General features: G+C 75.3%; 20 protein-coding genes. 5 read left to right on the forward strand and 15 right to left on the reverse strand.

Annotation, left to right across the window (positions count from 1 at the left end):
- Window positions 1-78: 78 nt before the first annotated feature.
- The 4 genes from E1B22_RS10455 to E1B22_RS10470 all read right to left on the reverse strand — a co-directional run bounded on the left by E1B22_RS10455 (window position 79) and on the right by E1B22_RS10470 (window position 3,710).
- On the reverse strand, window positions 79-732 hold the full coding sequence (locus E1B22_RS10455; protein WP_243123344.1) for a response regulator transcription factor: 654 nt from the start codon (window positions 730-732) through the stop codon (window positions 79-81).
- A 292-nt stretch (window positions 733-1,024) separates the two neighbouring features.
- Window positions 1,025-2,134, reverse strand: coding sequence for a sensor histidine kinase (locus E1B22_RS10460; protein ID WP_135225608.1), 1,110 nt, complete (start codon window positions 2,132-2,134; stop codon window positions 1,025-1,027).
- 500 nt (window positions 2,135-2,634) lie between these two features.
- Window positions 2,635-2,958, reverse strand: coding sequence for an AzlD domain-containing protein (locus tag E1B22_RS10465; RefSeq protein ID WP_135225609.1), 324 nt, complete (start codon window positions 2,956-2,958; stop codon window positions 2,635-2,637).
- Window positions 2,925-3,710, reverse strand: coding sequence for an AzlC family ABC transporter permease (locus tag E1B22_RS10470; RefSeq protein WP_135225610.1), 786 nt, complete (start codon window positions 3,708-3,710; stop codon window positions 2,925-2,927). The genes E1B22_RS10465 and E1B22_RS10470 overlap by 34 nt, the downstream gene beginning before the upstream one ends.
- Window positions 3,711-4,133: 423 nt before the next feature.
- Here E1B22_RS10470 and E1B22_RS10475 point away from each other — a divergent pair, with 423 nt between their 5' ends.
- From E1B22_RS10475 to E1B22_RS10485, 3 genes are read left to right on the forward strand one after another with little or no spacing between them, the layout of a single operon-like run.
- Entirely contained in the window at window positions 4,134-4,778 is a 645-nt protein-coding gene (locus E1B22_RS10475; protein ID WP_243123345.1) for an NUDIX hydrolase, read from the forward strand.
- 9 nt (window positions 4,779-4,787) lie between these two features.
- Window positions 4,788-6,284 (forward strand): M20/M25/M40 family metallo-hydrolase, encoded by a 1,497-nt coding sequence (locus tag E1B22_RS10480; protein WP_305791198.1) that lies wholly within the window; start codon window positions 4,788-4,790, stop codon window positions 6,282-6,284.
- A gap of 54 nt (window positions 6,285-6,338) precedes the next feature.
- Window positions 6,339-7,049: a hypothetical protein gene (locus E1B22_RS10485; protein WP_135225611.1), complete on the forward strand. Its 711-nt coding sequence runs from the start codon at window positions 6,339-6,341 to the stop codon at window positions 7,047-7,049.
- 60 nt (window positions 7,050-7,109) lie between these two features.
- Here E1B22_RS10485 and E1B22_RS12920 read toward each other — a convergent pair whose 3' ends face one another.
- The 6 genes from E1B22_RS12920 to yfmH all read right to left on the reverse strand — a co-directional run bounded on the left by E1B22_RS12920 (window position 7,110) and on the right by yfmH (window position 12,822).
- Window positions 7,110-7,565 carry a hypothetical protein gene (locus tag E1B22_RS12920; protein WP_207669862.1) on the reverse strand — a complete coding sequence of 152 codons (456 nt, stop codon included), beginning with the start codon at window positions 7,563-7,565 and terminating at the stop codon, window positions 7,110-7,112.
- Between the two features lie 87 nt (window positions 7,566-7,652).
- The gene (tatC, locus tag E1B22_RS10495; protein WP_135225612.1) at window positions 7,653-8,450 is read right to left on the reverse strand and encodes a twin-arginine translocase subunit TatC; all 798 of its coding nucleotides are present in this window, start codon (window positions 8,448-8,450) and stop codon (window positions 7,653-7,655) included.
- 3 nt (window positions 8,451-8,453) lie between these two features.
- The gene (locus tag E1B22_RS13960) at window positions 8,454-8,840 is read right to left on the reverse strand and encodes a twin-arginine translocase TatA/TatE family subunit (RefSeq protein ID WP_305791199.1); all 387 of its coding nucleotides are present in this window, start codon (window positions 8,838-8,840) and stop codon (window positions 8,454-8,456) included.
- Between the two features lie 387 nt (window positions 8,841-9,227).
- On the reverse strand, window positions 9,228-9,695 hold the full coding sequence (locus E1B22_RS10505; RefSeq protein ID WP_243123346.1) for a hypothetical protein: 468 nt from the start codon (window positions 9,693-9,695) through the stop codon (window positions 9,228-9,230).
- A 455-nt stretch (window positions 9,696-10,150) separates the two neighbouring features.
- On the reverse strand, window positions 10,151-11,524 hold the full coding sequence (gene yfmF, locus E1B22_RS10510) for an EF-P 5-aminopentanol modification-associated protein YfmF (RefSeq protein WP_135225614.1): 1,374 nt from the start codon (window positions 11,522-11,524) through the stop codon (window positions 10,151-10,153).
- Complete coding sequence (gene yfmH, locus E1B22_RS10515; protein ID WP_135225615.1) at window positions 11,524-12,822, reverse strand: EF-P 5-aminopentanol modification-associated protein YfmH; 1,299 nt, start codon at window positions 12,820-12,822, stop codon at window positions 11,524-11,526. The genes yfmF and yfmH overlap by 1 nt, the downstream gene beginning before the upstream one ends.
- Before the next feature lie 162 nt (window positions 12,823-12,984).
- Between yfmH and E1B22_RS10520 the strand changes: the two genes are divergently transcribed.
- Window positions 12,985-13,248 (forward strand): DUF3243 domain-containing protein, encoded by a 264-nt coding sequence (locus E1B22_RS10520; RefSeq protein ID WP_135225616.1) that lies wholly within the window; start codon window positions 12,985-12,987, stop codon window positions 13,246-13,248.
- An 89-nt stretch (window positions 13,249-13,337) separates the two neighbouring features.
- Here E1B22_RS10520 and E1B22_RS10525 read toward each other — a convergent pair whose 3' ends face one another.
- On the reverse strand, window positions 13,338-14,195 hold the full coding sequence (locus E1B22_RS10525) for a LacI family DNA-binding transcriptional regulator (protein WP_135225617.1): 858 nt from the start codon (window positions 14,193-14,195) through the stop codon (window positions 13,338-13,340).
- A 590-nt stretch (window positions 14,196-14,785) separates the two neighbouring features.
- On the opposite strand from E1B22_RS10525, the gene E1B22_RS10530 reads away from it, so the two are divergent.
- Complete coding sequence (locus tag E1B22_RS10530) at window positions 14,786-15,283, forward strand: SH3 domain-containing protein (protein ID WP_135225618.1); 498 nt, start codon at window positions 14,786-14,788, stop codon at window positions 15,281-15,283.
- A 521-nt stretch (window positions 15,284-15,804) separates the two neighbouring features.
- On the opposite strand, the gene E1B22_RS10535 is transcribed toward E1B22_RS10530, so the two are convergent.
- The 4 genes from E1B22_RS10535 to rpsD form a co-directional block, all read right to left on the reverse strand.
- Window positions 15,805-16,200, reverse strand: coding sequence for a response regulator (locus tag E1B22_RS10535; protein ID WP_135225619.1), 396 nt, complete (start codon window positions 16,198-16,200; stop codon window positions 15,805-15,807).
- A gap of 193 nt (window positions 16,201-16,393) precedes the next feature.
- Window positions 16,394-17,935, reverse strand: coding sequence for an acyl-CoA carboxylase subunit beta (locus E1B22_RS10540; RefSeq protein ID WP_135225620.1), 1,542 nt, complete (start codon window positions 17,933-17,935; stop codon window positions 16,394-16,396).
- A 70-nt stretch (window positions 17,936-18,005) separates the two neighbouring features.
- Window positions 18,006-18,218, reverse strand: coding sequence for an acetyl-CoA carboxylase biotin carboxyl carrier protein subunit (locus E1B22_RS10545; protein ID WP_135225621.1), 213 nt, complete (start codon window positions 18,216-18,218; stop codon window positions 18,006-18,008).
- Window positions 18,219-18,297: 79 nt separating this feature from the next.
- Window positions 18,298-18,903: a 30S ribosomal protein S4 gene (gene rpsD / locus E1B22_RS10550; protein WP_135225622.1), complete on the reverse strand. Its 606-nt coding sequence runs from the start codon at window positions 18,901-18,903 to the stop codon at window positions 18,298-18,300.
- Window positions 18,904-18,906 lie beyond the last annotated feature (3 nt).

Below are 18,906 nucleotides of genomic sequence, written 5' to 3' on the forward strand. Positions count from 1 at the left end.
CCCCCCGCAGCCGACCATCAACCGCCCCCAGGCGCCCTCCGACCCCCGGCGTCCTTCACGGCCCCCGGCCGCGTCGGGTCAGTCGTCATCCAGGGAGATCAACCCGTGGCGGATGGCGTACTTGGTCAGCTCCACCGCGTCATGCAGGTCCAGCTTCTCCATGATGTTGGAGCGGTGGGCCTGGACGGTCTTGATGCTGATGAAGAGCCGGTCGGCGATCTCCTGGTTCGTCAGGCCCTGGGCGATGAGCGTCAGCACCTCGGTCTCCCGTTCGGTCAGGCCGTCGACGCGGCGCGGTCGGCCGGTGGGAGCCTCCTTCGGGCGGCGGCCGGCGCCGCTGACCACCTTGGCGGCGACGTCGGGGTGGAGGATGGTGTGCCCCTGCACCACCGCCCGCAGCGCCGAGACCAGCTCCGTCGCCGCCGAGCGCTTGAGCACGTAACCCGCCGCGCCCGCCTCCAGGATCGGGAAGATGTACTCCTCGTTGTCGTGCATGGAGAGGATCAGGACGCGGGTCTCCGGTCGCTCCTTGAGGATGGCCCGCGTCGCCTCGATGCCGTTCATGCCCGGCATGCCGATGTCCAGCAGCACCACGTCCGGCCGGAGGCGGCGAGCGAGCTCCACCGCCTCCCGGCCGTCGGCGGCCTCGCCGACCACCGCGATGTCCGGCTGGGCCTCGAGCAGGGTGCGGATGCCGTCCCGCAGGATGGCGTGGTCGTCGGCGACCAGCACCCGGATGGGGCGCGGCCCGCCTCCCTCGCCCCCGCTCCCTCCCGCGGCGGGCGACGTCCCCCCGGAGGCGGGGCCGGCGGCACCCCCCGCCGCGACCTGGGCGGCCTGTGTCCGCGGACGGTCCGCAGCGCCGGCGCCATCGCCCGGCGACCTCGGGCGCCCACCGGGACCGGCCGCCGCGCCAGCCGACGCCGGCACCGCGGCGGCGGCACCTGGCGTCCGCGGCGCCGCCGCGTTCGTCCGCGACATCCCGACCTCCCCGCGGAGCCCCCCGCGCCCACTCCCGTCGATCTCAGGCATGACCCATGGCCGCCTCCTCCCTGCTGGTGCCCTCTTCCGTCGCCTCCGTGGCACCGTCCAGCGGGATCCACACCCGCAGCCGCGTCCCCTGGCCGGGCCGCGAGTGCAGCTCCATGCGGCCTCCCACCAGGGCGGCCCGCTCCCGCATGCCGAAGAGGCCCAGACCCCGTCCGGGGTCGGGGCCCACGCCGGGGACCACCTGCCGCGGGTTGAACCCGACGCCGTTGTCGCGGACCTCGGCGGAGACGCCGCCGGGCTCCCGGCGCAGCAGCACCTGGGCCCGGGTGGCGCGGGAGTGCTTGAGGATGTTGGTCAGCGCCTCCTGGATGATGCGGAAGAGGGCGGTCTCGATCTCGTCCCGCAGCCGACCGTCGAAGCCGTCGGCCACCAGCTCGACGTCGATGCCCGCCGGTTCCAGCACGTTCTGCACGTACCAACGGACCGCCGGCACCAGGCCGACGTCGTCGAGGATGGTCGGCCGGAGGTCGAAGGTCAGCCGGCGGATCTCCTCCAGGGTGTCGCTGGTCAACCGGCGGATGAACTCCAGCTTGCGGGTGACGTCCTCGGGCGCCTGCTCCCCCAGCCGCTCCCGAAGCAGGTCCAGGTGGATCAGCAGCGAGGTCAGCACTTGGCTGGTCTGGTCGTGCAGCTCGCGGGCGATGCGCTTGCGCTCGTCCTCCAGGGCGCGCAACACCTGGGACGCCGTCGCCCGGCGGTAGTCGTCCAGCCGGTCCAGCATCTCGTTGAAGATCGCGCCCATGGCCGCCACGTCGGGGTCGCCGACGATGGCCGGCGCCCGAGCGTGGAACTGGCCGGCGCGGACGTCGTCCATGATCTCGCGCAGGCGGACCAGGGGGAGGAAGGCCACCCGCAGGATGACCCAGTTGATGCCCAGGCTCACCGCCAGCCCGACGGCCAGGAAGACAATGATCACCACCGTCAAGGCCTGGTCCTGGAGCCAACGCTGGACCAGCGGGAGCTGGCGAACGTGGACGGCCAGGGCCGCGGCGCCCACGCCCGTGACCACCAGCAACACCGCGTTGGCGATGAGCACCTTCTGAAAGATGTTCAGCCGGTTGTGGATGGCATAGATCCAGCGCATCCGCGCAGCCTCGCCCATGGCGGGGCCATGATACGCGCCGGCGCACCCTCCGTCCATCGGGCCCGGGGCCGGGTGCCCCCCGTCCGGTCGCCGGCCGGCATCGGATGCCCCCCCGGTCGCCCCCGGTCCCCAACCGATGGCGCGACGGCGCGCGGTGGCGCCGGCCTCCGGCCTCCCTCGCCGCCCCGGCCCCTCCGTCGCACCGGGTTCCGGGCCGGCGAGCCGCGGCCGATCCGATCCTGCCGGACCGCGGCCCCACGTCCGACGCAGATCCCGCCACCGCCAGCATACGGCCGGCCGCGCGGTCCTTCAAGGCAAAGGCCGGTACGGGCCGTCCCCTGAAGCGCCCACGACAGCTGAACGACCAACGAACACCGAACCGAGCGCGCACCGCCCCCCGCCGCCGGCGGGGTGCCCGACGGCATCGACGGCGCCGGAGCCGCGAAGCCTCCCGCCCCCTGCCCGCCGGCCACCCAGCTCCCCGGGCGGTCTCCCGGTCGTCACCCGCCGACGCCCCGCAGCAGCGCCGCATAGGCCACGACGCCCACCACCACCGTCAGCGCCATGCTGCGGGTCGCCAGGGCCACCACCGCCGCAGGCAGGGCGGCCGCCAGCCGCGGCCCGAGGCCCGCCGGCGGCTGACCCCAGGTGCTGGCCAGGTCCGGGGCGACCAACGCCGCCATGACCGCGATCCCCACGTAGCGCAGGGCGCCTTCGACGGCGCGCGGGAGCCGGACCCGGCTGAGCCCGAGCAACGGCAGGCACCGCGGCAGGTACGTGACGAGCCCCATCAGGAGGAAGGCCCCGAGCAGCGACTCGCGCACCGTTCCATCCCCACCCCCACCGCACTGCCGACCAGCGCCGCCGCCAGGACGCGCCAGTGGGTCCAGCCCAGGGCGCCCACGGCCAGGGACACGCCGGCCGCCACCGCGGCCACCACCAGGCCGCGCCCGGCTCGGTCACCCAGCTGGAGCGCGATCAGGGCCAGGAACATGGCTGGGAGCGCATAGTCGAGTCCCCAGGCGCCCAGCCCCTCCAGGGCGCCGCCGATCGCCGCGCCCAGCCACGACGCCGCACACCAGGAACCGTATGCCGCCACCTCGAGGCCCATCAGGTAAGGCCAGGGCCGCGGGACCCGGTCCAGCGTGGCCTGGGCGACGGCGAACACCTCGTCGGTGAGACCGAAGGCCGCCACGGCCAGCCGCCCCCAGCGTCGCTCACCCAGGCGCGGGGCCAGGGCGGCGCCGAACAGCACGTGCCGCAGGTTGATCAAGAAGGTGGTGGCCACCAGGGCCGCAGGGGCCGCCCCCGCCGCCACCATGCCCGCGGCGGCGAATTGCGCAGACCCGGCGAAGACCACCAGCGACATGGCCAGCGCCTCGGCCGGCGTCAGGCCTGCCTGCACCGCCACCACGCCGAAGGCGAGGCCGATGGGGAGATAGCCGGCCACGATGGGGAGGCCCGCCCAGAGACCCCGGGCAAAGGCGCGCGTCGCCTCGGCCTCAGCCCATGCCGGCCGGCGCAGGGCGCACCACGCCCCCGGTCGTCCCTCGCTCCGCTCCGCCCCCCGCTCCATGGCGGCTCGACGCTCCACTCGCCCAAGTTCGCTACGCATGGGATAGGGATACCACGCCCGTCCGGCCCTTCCTCCCGCTAGGCTGCGACACCGGCCCCACCAGGCTGCAACACCGGCCCGGCGGGCCCGGCCGATGCCGCCCCGCCGGAGGTGCCCGGGTCCATCGGCTCCCCGGGTGGCGATGCGGGCCGCAGCCGGACCCGTGCCCACCACCCGCCCGGGCGGCGGGCCGGTTCGTCCACCGCCCCTCGCCGGGGCGGGGGCCGCGCAGCAGGGCCTCGCCGCCGTGTCCCGACCCCGCAGGCCGGTGCCGTCGGCAGGGACGGTCCCATGGCGACGCCCCGGGCGCGCCCGAGCCGCCTCGCGACGGAGTCACCGGGTGATGGATGCTATACTGGAAGCGAAGCCGCAAGCGGAGCCCGCATGGACGCGCCATGGGCGTCCCGGGAGAGGGGAGCGGCGATGGTGGAGTGCCCCGACTTCCCCGCGGAGGAACTGGCCGCCGTGGAGGCCCGTCTCGGCCGCCCCCGTACCATGGCATGGCAGGGCGAGGTGGGGCCGGAGGAGCTGGCGCTGGTGCGATCCAGCACGCGGCGCGGCCGGCATCACGATCTGACCTTCTTCGCCTTCGATCCCGCGGGACGCGTGGCCGCCATCCGCAAGCCGTCCTTCCCCCCAGGCGTCTACCGGGCGCCCAGCGGCGGCGCCCGCCCGGGCGAGCCGTTGCTCGACGGCCTGCGCCGCGAGGCGTGGGAGGAGACCGGGCTGGACATCGAACCGACGTGCTACCTCCTGCGCGTCCGCGCCCGCTTCACGTGTGGCGAGCAGTGGGAAGACTGGGTCAGCCACGTCTTCGTGGCCCGCACCGCCTCGACGCGACTGGATCCCCAGGACCGCCGGGAGATCGCCGAGGCGCGCTTCGTCACCGTGGAGGAACTGGCGGGCCCCATCCGCCAGCGCATGTTGGCCACCGGCCGCGGCCTCTTCCGCTACCGGGTGGCCCTCACCGACGCGACCCTGGCGGCCCTGGCCCAGAGTGGCTGCCTCGCCGACCCCCCGGGAGCGTGATGGCTGCCGGTGCCCCCCTCCTCGCCGCCATCGAACCGCGCCACCGCGCCCTCCCTCCCCGCACCCGCCGAGCTGGTGCGGGCGGTGCTGCGCGACGCCGTGTGGCGGGAGGCGTGGCGCTTCCTGCGCCGCCACCTGGACCGCTATGTCGAGGAGATCGTCGCCGTGACCCAGGTGCCGGCGCCCCCCTTCGGCGAGGAGCCGCGGGCCCGCTACGTGGCGCAGCGCCTTGAGGCGCTGGGCCTGGCCGTGCACCGGGACCCGGCGGGCAACGTGTGGGCCCCCTGGCCGCCTCCCGCGCCGGCGCCCGCGCCCGGCGCCCCACCGCCGGTGGTCATCTCCGCCCACCTGGACACGGTCTTCCCCGCCGGCACGCCGCTCACCGTCCGCCGTCAGGGACGCCGCCTCTACGCCCCCGGCATCGGCGACAACTCGACGTCCGTGGCGTGCCTCCTGCTCCTGGCCGAGGCACTGGGCACGGCGGGGTGGGCGCCCCGGGTGCCGGTGGTGTGGCTCTTCAACACCGGTGAGGAGGGCCTCGGCAACCTCCGTGGGATGCGGGCCTTCCTGGACGGCTGCGCCGTCCCGCCGGTGGCCATGCTGGTGCTGGACGGCGGGCTGGGCATGCTGTGCTACCGCGGGGTGGGCAGCCGGCGTCTGCGGGTGACCTTCACCGGCCCGGGTGGCCACAGCTGGAAGGACTTCGGGCAGCCCAGCGCCATCGTCGCCGCCGGCCGGGCCTTGGCCCGGCTGGCCGAACTGCCGGTGCCGGCGGCGCCGCGCACCACCTGGAACGCAGGGCGCATCGAGGGCGGGACGTCGGTCAACGCCATCGCCGCCACCTGCCGCCTGGAGCTGGACCTGCGCTCCGAGGACGGCGGGGCGCTGGCGGAACTGGAGCGGGCGATCCGCCACGCCCTCCAGGCCGCCGCCGAGGACGAGGGGACGGCGCTCACGGTGGAGGTGATCGGCGACCGCCCCCAGGGGGCCCTCCCCGCGGACCATCCGCTGGTGGAGCTGGTGCGGGCGGCCATGCGCGCCAGCGGCGTGCCGGCCCACGACCTGCCGGCCAGCACCGACGCCAACCTCCCCCTGAGCCGGGGGATCCCGGCCGTCACCTTCGGCGTCCGGCACGGCGACGGGGCCCACACCGTGGACGAGTACATCGACCGGGCGGGGCTCGACCGGGGCCTGCGCCTCGCCCTGCTGGCCCTGCTGGCCACCGTCCGCTGGGTGGAGGCCCTCCACGGCGTCGTGGGACCCGGCCGCCCCGCCGCCCACCGGCCCACGGGTCCGCGCCCCCGCCGCCCGGGCACCCCGGCGCCCGGCGACGCCCGCGGGCGCGAGCCGCCGGCGAGCGACGCGGCCAGCCCGTCGTCGGCCCCCAACCCCGACGCGCGCCAACCGTCGCCAGATCCGGGCGCCCCCTCGCCGCCCGGCGGCCCCGACGGGCGCCAGGCGGCGTCGCCGCCCCGCGTGGGACGGGGACGGGCGGGGGAACAATAGGGCCGAGCCCACGGGCGGCCGCGGCCGAAGGCCGCCCGGGAGGAGGCCTTCCCGGTGACGCGGTTCCTCCTCGAACCGGTTCCCTACGTGGTGCTCGGGATCCTGGGGCTGGTCGCCCTGGCGGGGATGGTGGCGGGGGTGACGGCCATCGTCACCGGCCGCAGCAGCCTGTTCCGCCTGCGCAGCCGCGGCGCCGGGTGGCTGGTGGCAGCCCTCTCCCTGGCCATCCTGTCGCTGGCGGTGTGGATCGGGTGGGAGCCCAACGCCGCGGGCGGCGCCGCGGTGTTCACCAAGCCGCGCTGGGACGCGGGGCCGGTGCTCAGTGCCGACCTGCAGGCCGCGGTGACTCCCTCCAACCGGGGGGAGAACCGCAAGGTCTTCGTCCAGCAGGGTCCGGAGGACCACCGCGGTTCCCAGGCGGCCAGCACCACCCTGCTGGTGACCCTGCGCGCCAACCGGGCTCCCACCAAGGCGGCGCTGAAGGCCGGCATCCTCGAAGACTGCCGTCGCATCGCGGACGTGGTCTTCGCGCGGCCGGAGTACCGCAAGTGGCAGGCGGTGTCGGTTGGCGCCACCTACCCCACCACCCGCGCCGGCGAGCAGATGGTGGCGGCGGTGACCCTCACCCGGGCGGAATACCAGCGGGCGGCCCGGGACGGCCGGCTCGAGCCGGACGAACTGGCGCGCTTCGGCACCGTGACGTGGCTGCCGCCCCTGGGACCGGGGGACACCCGCGGGGTCGGCGAGCTGCGGCTCGGGCGCTGACGCGCGCGGCGCCGACCCCGCCCGGGGCCCCGCCCTCCGGGCCGTGGTCGGCCGGCGGCCTCAGGTCCGGTCGAGATACCGGCCGATCAGCTCCTCGAACTCGCGCTGGGTCTCGGCGATCACCTCGTCCCGGCGCTCGGCGTAGTGGGGTCCCTCCGTGGCCTTGACCTCGATGTTGCTCAAGATCACGGCCTGCAGCTCCCGGAGGAACTCCACCACCACCTCGGGATCCACCGGACCCCACTCGCCGGCGTCGAGCCGGTCGAGGAACCGCCGCAGATCGACGCCCTCCATGGAGACCTCGTAGTAGAGGTCCATGAGCGCGCCGGCGTCGGCGATGCGAGTCCCGGCCGCCGCCGGCTCCCGTTCCGGCCGGCGCCCGCCGTCGCCACCTCGGTCGTGGGCCGCAGGATCCGAAGGGGCTCCCTCCGCGGACCCGCCCTCTCGCGCCCGCGGCCGGTCGACCCCGCCGTCGCGCGGGGGCCTTGGGCCCTGGTCCTCGGTCCGTCCGTCCACAGGTCCTCCTGCCTCCTTTGCCGCGACGGTGCACGACGCCTGCCGCGACCGTGCCCCACGCCGGCGCCGATGATGGCCCCGGCGTCGTCACGGATCCCCCTCGGCTCGGGGGCTCGCCTGGCCCGCCCGCTCCGCCGGGCCGCGGGCGCGGCGCCGGTGGAGCAGCCAGCAGAGGCCGTAGCCAGCCTCGTAGAGGACGAGCAGCGGCACCGCGAAGAGCAGCTGGGTCACCAGATCGGTGGTGGGGGTGAGGAACGCGGCGATCACCAGGGCGGCCAGCAGCGCGTACCTGCGCAGGTGCACCATGAAGGGAGGCGTCAAGAGCCCGATCTCGGTCAGCAGCGCCACCGCCACCGGCAGCTCGAAGAGGAACCCGAAGGGCCAGACCAGTCCGGTGACGAAGTCCACGTAGGCCTGCACCGACACGGTGCGCTGGATCGGCCCGGCGTTGAACCCCAGGAGGAAGTCCAGGGCCAGCGGCACCGCCACCAGCAGGCCGAAGGCGAGGCCCGCCGCGAACAGGACCAGGGCGGGCAGCGCGTACCAGCGGACGTAGCGCCGCTCCGTCTCGGTGAGCCCCGGCCACACGAAGCGCAGCGCCTGGTAGATCACCACCGGGGACGCCAGCCCCACGCCCAGGAGGACGGCGATGCGCAGGGTCACCAGGAACGCCTCCGCCGGTGCCAGCGCCACCAGCCGCACGTCGGGCCCGCGCTCGATCAACCACCCCAGCACCGGGCGGGCGTAGACGAACCCGATCGCCGTCCCGCCGGCGATCGCCAGGGCGGAGTAGATGAGGCGCAACCGGAGCTCGCTCAGGTGGCCGACCAGGGACGGCCAGACGCCGCCGCCCCCGGTCTCCGCCTCCCCAGGTCGGTGGCCCATGCTTCAACCGGCCGACCCCTGCCGCCGCTCCCCCCGATCCTCCGCGGGCGCGACGCCGGACGCCCCCGCGTTCCCGCCCTGCGCGGCCGCAGCACCGGCCCCTGCCACCTCGCCGCCCCGGGGCGTCGCTGCGCTCCCCCCAGCCGCGTCGCGCTCCCCGGCACCGTCTTGCGGGTCAAGGGCCGGGTCGTCCCGCCGCACCCCCCGCCCACGGGCCGACGGCCCCCCCGTTGCCGCCGGTTCGTCCTCGTCGATGCCGCGCATGGCCGACCGAAACTCGCGCATGGCCCGCCCCACCGCCCGCCCCACCTCGGGCAACCGCGCCGGCCCGAAGATGACCAGGGCCACCGCTGCGATTAACAGGATCTCCGGCAGACCGACCGAACCCAATGGACGGCACCTCCTCGCGTCCGCCCCCGGCGGGAAGGGCGCCCGCCGGCGGCGCCGCCTCGTCCGCCGGTGCCGCGACCCGCATCCCGGCCCCCTGTCCCCGCCGTGGCGCCCGGCTGGGGCCGCGCCGTCGCGACGGCCGCAGCGCCCGACCCCGGGACCTGAGGGCATCGCGGGCCGCGGCCCGCCGCGCCCGGCCTTGCGCCGTGCCCCGCCGTGCCGCGCGGTGTGGCCGCACCGCGATCCGCCTTCCCCGCCGGCTTCGCCCCTTCCGGCCGGCTTCGCCGCGTTCGCCGCTCCCCCGCCGGCTTCGCCGCTATTGTATCGCTGCATCGCAGGGCTCGCACACCGGGGTGTCGGCCCCCGCGCATGGGCCGCAGGGCCCGCTCATCCGCCGAGCCAGAGCCAGAGGGCGAACAGCGTCGCCCCGCCCAGGATCAGCTGCACGAAGAGGACGTCGCGCCGGGCCAGCTCCTCGGGCGGGGGCTGGGGCTGGGCGGTGACCAGCTCGAAGAAGGTCCGACGGCCCCACAGGAAGCCGGAGTAGTTGAGCGCCGCCAGGAGCACGGCGATCACCTCGACGGCCAGCGCCCGGCCCAGGGTCTCCCGCCGGAAGGGACCGGGCGCCAGGGCCACGACGGCCGTCGTCAGGATCGCCAGCGCCCCCGCGGCCCCCACCGGCGCCAACCACCGCAGCCAACGGGTGCCGGCGCCCGACCGCCGCGACCCGGGCGTAGCCGGCGGGCCCTCCGGGGCGTCGGCCGGCGCGGCGCCGGACCCTGCCCGATCCAGCACGCCCCCACCCCGACCCGGGTCCCGGCGGGCCGGGTGCTGACCCTGCGCGTCGATCACCACCCGTCGCACCTCCCTGCGCCGGTGAGCCGGATCGTTCGCACCGCCCCACCCCCGTGAACCGGGTCGCTGGCACCGCCCTGCACCCGCCCTCCGGATCGCTCGCATCGCCTTGCCCCGGCGATTCGGACGCCCGCCGGCCGCCATGCCCGGACCGCCGGGGTCGCCCGCACCCGCCCCCGAGGTCGGCCGGGCGCGTCGACCCGCCGTTCGCGGGCCGGTTCGTCCGCCGGGGCGGCCCACCGCCGCGCCGTCCCCCCACGGCGTCTTCCGCAGACCCGCTGCGATGCCCCCGCCGTCCCTGGGAGGGCGGCTCGCCGCCGGCCCGGGTCGCGGCTCGCCGTCCGGCGCCGGCACCGGGAGCCCGGTCCTCCCTCACGGTCCGCCATCGCCCCCTGGAGACTCCGGTCCCCCGCTCATCATCCGGCGTCGCCACCGGCGGAGACCCGCATCCCGGCTCAGCGTCCGCCGTCGCCACCGGCGGCCTGGTCCTCCCCGCGCCCGGCGCCGCCGTCGGCTACCGGGGTTCCGCCGTGGAGGAAGTACACGGTATCGAGGCCCACCTGCTGCGCCACCTGCCGCACCTCGTCCCGCCCGACCTCGTGCAGCCTGGCGATGGCCGCCTCGGGGTCCTCGTCGTGGCCGTAGACCAACGACTCCAGGGCGGTGCGGATCACGGCCGCCGGCTGGTCCTGGTCGGAGCGCAGGCCGTTGACCAGGGAGCGACGGGTGGCCTCGAGCTCCCGGTCGTCGATCCGTCCCGCCGCCATGTCGTCGATCTGCCGCAGCATGATGGCCTCGGCGTCGGCCCGCCGCCGGGGGTCGATGCCGGCCATGGCCAGGATGAGCCCCTTGCCCCGCACCAGCCGCGACCAGGCGGAGTAGGCCAGGCTGGCCCGTTCCCGCACGTTCATGAACAGCTTCGAGTGGACGAACCCGCCCAGGATGCCGTTGTACATCTCCAGCGCCGGCCGCAGCGGGTGGTCGAAGCCGATGGGCGCGCGCAACCCCAGCACCAGCCACCCCTGCTCCATGGGCAGGGTCTCCTCCACGCGGCGCGGCTCGGGTCGCGGCCCCCGGATCACCGGCGGCGGCAGCTCCAGCACCTCGCGGGTCCCGCCGCCCCGGGCCGCCCAGGCCTCCGCCACGGCCTCGACGACGGCCCCGGGCTCTACCGGACCGGTGACCAACAGGTCCAGGGGCGCCACCGCCCGCACCCGCCGATGGAGCCGCACCAGGTCCTCGCCGTCCAGGGTCGCCAGGCGGTCGGGATCGCCCAGTTCGCTGATGCCGTACGGCTCGCCCGCACACAGGTGCTCCACGCAGTGGCGGAGGGCGTAGGACGCCTTGTCGTTGACCAGGGCGCGGATGCGCTGGATCTGCGCCGTGCGCTCCTCCTCCACCCGCTGGGCGGGGAAGCCCTCTCCCTCCAGGTACGGCTCCGCGAAGACCTCCAGCAACAGCCCGAGGGCGCGGCGGGCCAGAGCCTCGCCGGGCCCCGCGGCTCCCGGGACGAACCGGCCCGCCGGCCACGTCAACGTCAGGGTGGCCAGGTGCCGGTCGCCCATCTTCTCGACGCCGACGCCCAGATGGGCTCCGTACAGGTCGGCCAGCGCCCGTTCCAGCGACGGCAGGTCGGGATGGCGCCGGGTCCCGCGGCGCAGCAGCCGGGGCAGCAGGGCGAAGGGGCTGGCGGTCTCGGCAGCCAGGGGCATCTGCCACGCCAGCACCGCCGTGACCCGCTTGAAGCGCGGATCGGGGCGCACGTGCACGCGCAGGCCGGGGAGCTCGTGCCGGGTGAAGCCGGCGGTCCGTCCCTGGGACGCGCCCATCAGGCCACCTCCTCCTGGGGCAGCACCGCCGCCCGCACCGTCCGCCGGGGGTCGGCGTGCTCCCGCAGCCAGCGGGTGGCGGCGTCGGCGTCCAGTTCGTCGAGGATGGTGAGGCGCCGGTAGAGGTCCCACCCCAGGAAGCGATCCGCCAGGAAGCCGTGGGCCAGTTCCTCCGGCGAGTCCAGCAGCGCCAGGAACTCGCCCATGGCCTTGCGCCGGACCGCCTCGAAGAGATCCGGGTCGATGCCGTGGCTCAAGGCCTCGCCCAAGCGCGCCTCGCAGGCGTTGGCGAAGGCATCCGGGTCGGCGGTCTCCCCGCCCACCTCCCAGTGGGCGGCGCCGGGGACCACGGACAGGCCGTACCAGTACCGGTCGGTGATCACCTGGCGCCGGTACTGCTCCTCGTACCACGGCGTCAGCCGCCCGAACAGCGCCTCGGCCACCAGGTCGCCGAGGACCGCCGCCCGCAGGCCGCCCTCGTCGGGCGGGAAGGGACCGAATTTGATCCCCCACTGGACGTAAGGGCGCGAGACGCCCATCCGCCGCGCCGTCTGCGGGCGCGCCAGGTCCGGGCCCTCCGCCGGCAGGCGCCGCTCCGGTCGCGGTCGCGGCGGGATGCCTCGCCGCCCGAGGTCCTCGGCGACCATGGCCACGACCCGCTGGGGGTCCACGTCGCCGACGACGCAGACGGTCATGTTGGCGGGATGGTAGGCGGCCCGATGAATGGCCTCCAAGAGCTCGGGCGTCAGGGTGGCGATGGACTCGGGCGAGCCCAGGATCCAGTCGCGGACGGGGTGGCGGCGGTACATCGCCTCCAGGAAGTCGTAGTGGAGCCGGATGAGCGGGTGGTCGCGGGCCGTGGCGATCTCCTGACCGATGATCCCCTGCTCCTTGGCCACGCTCTCCGGCGTGAAGCGCGGGTCCTGGACGTAGTCCAGCAGCAGCTCCAGGCATGCCTCGAAGGGCTCCACGACGGAGAAGAGGTACACCGTGTAGAAGGGGCCGGTGTAGGCGTTCATGCTGGCGCCCAGCTGGGCGAACCGCTCCAACACGCTGCCCTCGGGCTTGTCGAACAGCTTGTGCTCCAGGAAGTGGGCCGCGCCGGGCGGCACCTCGACCTCCCGCCCGGTGGCCGGATCCCGCAGCACGCGGTCGATGCTGCCGTAGCGGGTGGCGTAGGTGGCATACTTCTTGCGGAAGCCGGGCTTGCGGATCACCACCACCTCCGCGCCCGGGGCGACCCGCGCCTCGAACAGCCGCTCGTCGAGGCCGGGGACCTGTCGCTCCACCACGTTCACCGCCGTTCCGCCCCCCTTCGGCGTCTCCGAGGTTCAGAATACCGCCGCCTGCGGCCGTGGATACTACGCCCGGCCGAGGACGACCCGCATCGCGGCCCGCGCCGGCGGGAGGCGACCACCGCCCCCGCGACGGCAGCCGACCAGACCAAAGGAGGGGTCTCCATGCCGGTGACCGACCAGTTCCAGCAGTTCACCCAGGAGCTCGCCCAGCGCATCCAGGCGGCCAAGCAGGCCGGCATGTCCCAACAGGACATCAAGGCGCGCGCGCAACAGATCGGCGACTGGCTGGCCCAGGAGGTGGCGCCGCGGACGCCGGAGCAGCGTCTCCTGAAGGAGATGTGGCAGGTGGCCAACGCCCAGGAGCAGGAGGCCATCGCCAGCTCGCTGGTCAAGCTGGTCGAGCGCCAGCCCCGGGTCAGCGGCTGAGGGCCGGCCGCCGGCGCGCCGGCCGCGGCGTGGCCCGGGCGCCGCTCGGGCCCATCGCATCTTGCCGTGCCACGGCCCCGGGTCCGCCGTCAGCCGGCAGCCCGCATCCCGCAGGACTGCCGGATGATCAGCCGCGGGGCCAAGCGCACCGGCTCGGCCCGCCTCTCGCCGGCCCGCTGGGCGGATCGCGCTCGTTCCGCCAGCGTTGCGGCCGCCTGGCGGGCCAGTTCGTCCAGCGGCGGGACCACGGCCGTCAGCCGCGGCCGCAGGGCTCGGGCCAGGGGTCCATCGCCGTAGCCGACCAGGGCGACGTCGTCCGGCACCCGCCGACCCATCTCCTCCAGCGCCGCCAGCGCCCAGGCCGCCAGCTGCGGCGAGGCGGCGAAGAGAGCGGTGGGGGCGGGTTCGTCCGACCACCACCGGCGCAAGGCGGCGGCCACGGCGTCCGCGTCGGGCAGCACCTCCGCGACCCGCTGGGCTGGCAGCTCCCGCCCGTTGTGGCGCAGAGCCTGCCGGAACCCCCGGAGCCGCTCGGCCGCGGCTGGCGAGGCGCCCGCCGGGCCCAGGTAGGCCACCTCCTGGTGCCGGAGGTTGACCAGGTGCTTGCCGGCCAGATAGCCCGCCCGGTAGTTCTCCACCAGCCAGGTGTCCAGACGACTCCCGGGAAGCGGGCGGCCCGCCGCCACGGCCACGCGCTGGGCGACCGCGGCCGCCAGGTCGGGGCCGGCGTCCCGGGCCGGCACCAGGAGCACCGGCTCGTCCATCGGCAAAGCGCGAAGACAAGCCAGCTGCTGGGCCGCGTCATCCGCCACGGGCCAGACGGCGACGCGCCACCCCTGCCGTGCCAGGGCGGCGACCAGCGCCTCCGGCAACCCCTCCTCCTCGCCCGCAAGGCACGGCGTGACCAGATGGACCGCCGTCCCGGCGGCGGCCGCTGCGCTCCGCACCGCGCAACCCTCCCTCGCTCCCCTCGCCGCGCCACCGTCCGGGCGGGACAGGCCGTAGCCCGCACGCCGGCCTCCTCCGCACGCCGGGCTCGTCCGCAAGCCGGGCCGGACCGCATGCCGGACGGGCACGCGGGCCGGGTGCGTGCGCCCGCCGGGGCTGGACCGCACGCCAGGCCGGACCGCATGCGGACGGGCATGCGGTCCGGGCTCGTGCGCCCGCCGGGGCTGACCCTCACGCCGGACGGGTCTGCACGCCGGGCTGGCCGCACCGTTCCCCACCGACCGGCCCAGGGGCTGCCCGGCCCCTGTCGGCGGCCATCCCGCCCCTCGCCCCATAGCCCCCGGACCGAGGCAACCCTCGCGCCGCGGCCTCCCTCCAGGCTCCGCCGGGCGGCGCCGGACGGCCCCGGTCCGCGGCTTCGCCTTCACGCCCGCAGCGTCCTGGCCCGCGCCGGCGGACGTCCACGCCATCAGCCCCAGGTTAGCCCACGGCGCACGCAGGGGACAACGACCCGACCGCAACCCTGGACGGGCGGAATAATCGCTGACAGCCCCCCATATTCCTGGTACCACGAGAGGAGGGTGCGGGTATGGAGCGACTCAATCGCCTCTGGGTCGTGGTCGCCGTCCTGGTGGTGGCCTTCATGGCCTACAGCGTCGGGGGCTGGCTCAACAACGTCCAGCAGACGATGACCGCCGTCGACGACCTGATGGTCCGCATGACCCAGCTGGAGGCCCAGCAGGCCGAGATCTCCGCCGCCCTGGCGGGAGACGGCGAGCTGGCGGCCGGCTGGGACGACCAGGCCGCCGGCGACCAGCAGCCGGCCACCGGCGAGCCGCAGGACAGCCAGGGCCAGACGGAGGAACCGGCCGAGCCCCAGGCCAGCGCCGGCCAGACGGCGACGGTCACCACCCAGTACCTCAACGTGCGCGCCGAGCCGACCCAGGACTCCACCCGGATCGGCACCCTGGCCCAGGGGAGCACCGTCCAGGTGCTGGAGGAGCAGAACGGGTGGGCCCGGGTGCGCTACCAGGCCAACGGGCGCACCTATGAGGGCTGGGTCGACGCCCGCTACCTGCAGCGCTGACGCCACCGGTGCGGGCGGCCGCCCGATCCGGGCGCGCCGCCGCGCCCGGGCGAGCTCGAGGGGTCAGAGGCCCGTGCCCCGCCGCCACCGGCCGCGGTCCCGGGCGCGGTCGCCCCACCCGCGCCGTCGGACGAACCCGGCCCGACCCTGCAGGGCGTCCTCCCCGCCCGTCGCCTCGGGACCGTCGCCAGCCCTGACCGGCCCACGACCCGGCCCCCCACGGCGAACCGCATCCCGCCGCAGCCCATGGCCCGCGGCCTCGCCAGGAGGCCGCGATCCCCTTTCCGGCGGCAGGACCCACGACCCCCTCGCCTCGGCCCCGGCCCCGGGGGAGAGCCAGGACGGCCCGTACGGCGGCGGGGGCGGGGGCGGCCGGCCCCTCGACCGCATCAGCGGAGGCGCCGGGACGCCGGGACGGCCCGAAAGGCGGCGGGGGCGGTGGCGGGCCGTCCGCCCGCCACCGCCCCCGCGGTGGGCCCCGCGCCGCCCCGTGCGCCACGGCCACCGGGGCGAGCCCCGGCTCAGGCCGGCTCGGCGGCGGCCAGGGCATCCTCCAGGGTCACGAAGAGGTCGTCGATGCCGAAGGGTTTCTCCAAAACCCAGCGCACCCCGAACTCCGAGGTGATCTCGTCCACGCCCACGCTCCCCGTCATCAGGATGACGGGCACCTGCCGCAACTGGGGATCGCGCCGCAGGGCCTGCAGCACCTGGGCGCCGTTCATCCGCGGCATCACCCAGTCCAGCAGGATCACATCGGGCCGCATCTCCCGCGCCAGCTGCAACGCGGTCCTGCCGTCGGCGGCCAGGACCACCTCGTAGCCCTGCTCCGTCAGGGCCAGCTGCAGGAAGGCCCGCACCGCGGCCACGTCGTCCGCGACCAGGACGCGGCGCCCGACCGACTTTCGCTCCGGTGGCACCCCCTCACCCTCCCCACCCGGCCCACCGTGGGAATGACGGTCACGGCCTGTCGCCGGGCCCGTCCACCTCCGCTCCTCGGGCCGGGAACGGCTTCGTCCATACATTCTGGGATACCGTCGCCTGCTGGCGATTCCTGCCGATGTCGAGCGAAAGACAGGTTTCGACACCCCGGCCGGGCGCGCCGGTGCCGCGTCAGACCGGGTGGACGGGACAGTGCCGGGCGGGCCACTCCCGGCGGCGGTTCTCATAGAGGGCGAAGCGCCGGGCCAGTTCCTCCCGCAGCCGACCGGCGGGGACCACCTCGTCGACCACCAGGTCCGACGCCATGCGGTAGATGTCGATGTCCCGCGCGTACTCCCGCCGCTTCTCCTCGACGAAGCGCCGGCGCTCCTCGCCTTCCAGCCTGGCGATGTGGTTGTAGTAGACGGCGTTGACCGCCGCCTCGGGTCCCATCACCGCGATCTGCGCCGTGGGCAGCGCCAGGCAGGCGTCGGGCTCGAAGGCCGGCCCGGCCATGGCGTAGAGGCCGGCGCCGTACGCCTTGCGCACGATCACGGAGATCTTCGGCACCTCGGCCTCGGCCACGGCGGCGATCATCTTGGCGCCATGGCGGATGATGCCCTGGCGCTCCACCGCCGAGCCGATCATGAACCCCGGGACGTCGGCCAGGAACAGCAGCGGGATGTTGAAGGCGTTGCACAGCCAGATGAACCGCGCCGCCTTGTCCGCCGAGTCGACGAACAGCACCCCGCCCCGCACCCGCGGCTGGTTCGCCACCACGCCGACGGCCCGGCCCTCGATGCGGGCCAGGCCGGTGATGATCTCCGGGGCGAAGAGGCGCTTGATCTCGAAGAAGGAGCCCTCGTCCACCAGCCGCTCGATCAAGCGGTACATGTCGAAGGGGACGTTGGCGTCGGCGGGGACGATCTCCTCCACCGCCGGCCCGGGGGCCGGCGGTCGCGGCTCCCCGCGGGGCGGCCGCTCCTCCCAGTGGCTGGGGAAGTACGAGAGGTAGGTGCGCGCCGCGGCGATGGCCTCGTCCTCGCTGGCCACCAGCACGTCGCCGCAGCCGGAGACGGTGCAGTGCATCCGCGCGCCGCCCATCTCCTCCAGCGTGACCCGCTCGCCGATCACCATCTCCGCCATGCGCGGCGAGCCCAGGTACATGCTGGCGTTGCCCTCGACCATGATGACCACGTCGCAGAAGGCTGGGATGTACGCGCCGCCCGCCGCCGACGGGCCGAAGAGCAGGCACACCTGGGGCACCACGCCCGACATCCGCACCTGGTTGTAGAAGATGCGCCCCGCGCCCCGGCGCCCGGGGAACATCTCCACCTGGTCGGTGATCCGCGCCCCGGCGCTGTCCACCAGGTACAGCATCGGGATGCGCCGGCGCAGGGCCTGTTCCTGGATGCGCAGGATCTTCTCCACCGTACGGGCGCCCCACGAGCCCGCCTTGACCGTGGAGTCGTTGGCCATGACGGCCACCGGCCGACCGCCGATGCGCCCCAGGCCCGTGATCACGCCGTCGGCGGGCAGCTCCTCCGCCAACGCGTTGGCCAGGGTGCCGTCTTCGACGAAGCTGCCCGAGTCCAGCAGCCGCTCGAGCCGCACCCGGGCGAACAGCTTGCCCTGCTCCCGGTTCCGCTGGTGGTAGCGCTCCGGCCCGCCCCGCCGGACGGCCTCCAGGCGCTCCAGGAGCTGCCGGTCCAGATCCCCGGTCCCACGGCTCATGGACTCCCCTCCCGCGACTTGCCGGGCCGGCTCCCCCGCCCCCCCGCGCGCCCCTCCCGCGGCGCGGCCGTCAGGTCTCGAGCTCGATCAGCACGTCCCCCTGGTTGACGAAGTCCCCGGGCTTGACCCGCACGCTCCGCACGGTCCCGCCCGCCGGGCTCGTCACGGGGATCTGCATCTTCATCGACTCCAGGATCACCACGTCCTGACCGGCCTCCACCGCCTGCCCCTCGCGGACCAGCACCTCCTGGACGATCCCGGCCATCTCCGCCTGGATCTGCACCGTCGCTCCCTCCCGCACGGCGTCAAACACGGCGTCAAAAAGACAAAGGGCCGGTGCCTCGGCACCGGCCTCGCCCCGCTCAGCGCGAGTAGAACTCGACGATCAGCGACTCCTCGACGTCGACGGGGATCTCCTCGCGGCTGGGGACCCGGAGCAGCGTGCCCTGGAACTTCTCGGGCTCCACGCTGACGTAGTCCGGCGCCCGCTGGGCGTTCTCCAGGCTCTCCTGGATCAGCGGGATGCGCCGGCTCTTCTCCCGCACGGCGATCACGTCGCCCGGCCGGACCTGATACGACGGGCGATCGACCTTCCGCCCGTTCACCTGGATGTGCCCGTGGACCACCAGCTGCCGCGCGGACCAGATGGTGGGGGCGAAGCCCATGCGGTAGACCAGGTTGTCCAACCGCGTCTCCAGGAGCTGCAGGAGCCGCTCCCCGGTGTTCCCCTTGGCCCGCTGGGCGCGCTCGAAGTAGCGCCGGAACTGGCGCTCCAGCACCCCGTACATGAAGCGAAGCTTCTGCTTCTCCAGCAAGCGGCGGCCGTACTCGCTGAGCTTCTGCCGCCGGCCCGGCCCGTGCTGGCCGGGCGGGTAGGGCCGCTTCAGCGCGGGGCACTTGGGCGACCCGCAGAGCGGTCGGCCCACGCGCCGGCACATGGCGTGCTTCGGGCCCGTGTAGCGTGCCATCCA

This window comes from Thermaerobacter sp. FW80, assembly GCF_004634385.1.
GTDB classification, from domain to species: domain Bacteria; phylum Bacillota; class Sulfobacillia; order Thermaerobacterales; family Thermaerobacteraceae; genus Thermaerobacter; species Thermaerobacter composti.

Coding starts and splice junctions, on each gene's coding strand:
- E1B22_RS10460 (WP_135225608.1), bottom strand. CDS start 2,134: ATGCGCTGGATCTATGCCATCCACAACCGGCTGAACATCTTTCAGAAG.
- E1B22_RS10470 (WP_135225610.1), bottom strand. CDS start 3,710: ATGGAGCGGGGGGCGGAGCGGAGCGAGGGACGACCGGGGGCGTGGTGC.
- E1B22_RS10475 (WP_243123345.1), top strand. CDS start 4,134: ATGGACGCGCCATGGGCGTCCCGGGAGAGGGGAGCGGCGATGGTGGAG.
- tatC (WP_135225612.1), bottom strand. CDS start 8,450: ATGGGCCACCGACCTGGGGAGGCGGAGACCGGGGGCGGCGGCGTCTGG.
- yfmF (WP_135225614.1), bottom strand. CDS start 11,524: ATGGGCGCGTCCCAGGGACGGACCGCCGGCTTCACCCGGCACGAGCTC.
- E1B22_RS10520 (WP_135225616.1), top strand. CDS start 12,985: ATGCCGGTGACCGACCAGTTCCAGCAGTTCACCCAGGAGCTCGCCCAG.
- E1B22_RS10530 (WP_135225618.1), top strand. CDS start 14,786: ATGGAGCGACTCAATCGCCTCTGGGTCGTGGTCGCCGTCCTGGTGGTG.
- E1B22_RS10540 (WP_135225620.1), bottom strand. CDS start 17,935: ATGAGCCGTGGGACCGGGGATCTGGACCGGCAGCTCCTGGAGCGCCTG.
- rpsD (WP_135225622.1), bottom strand. CDS start 18,903: ATGGCACGCTACACGGGCCCGAAGCACGCCATGTGCCGGCGCGTGGGC.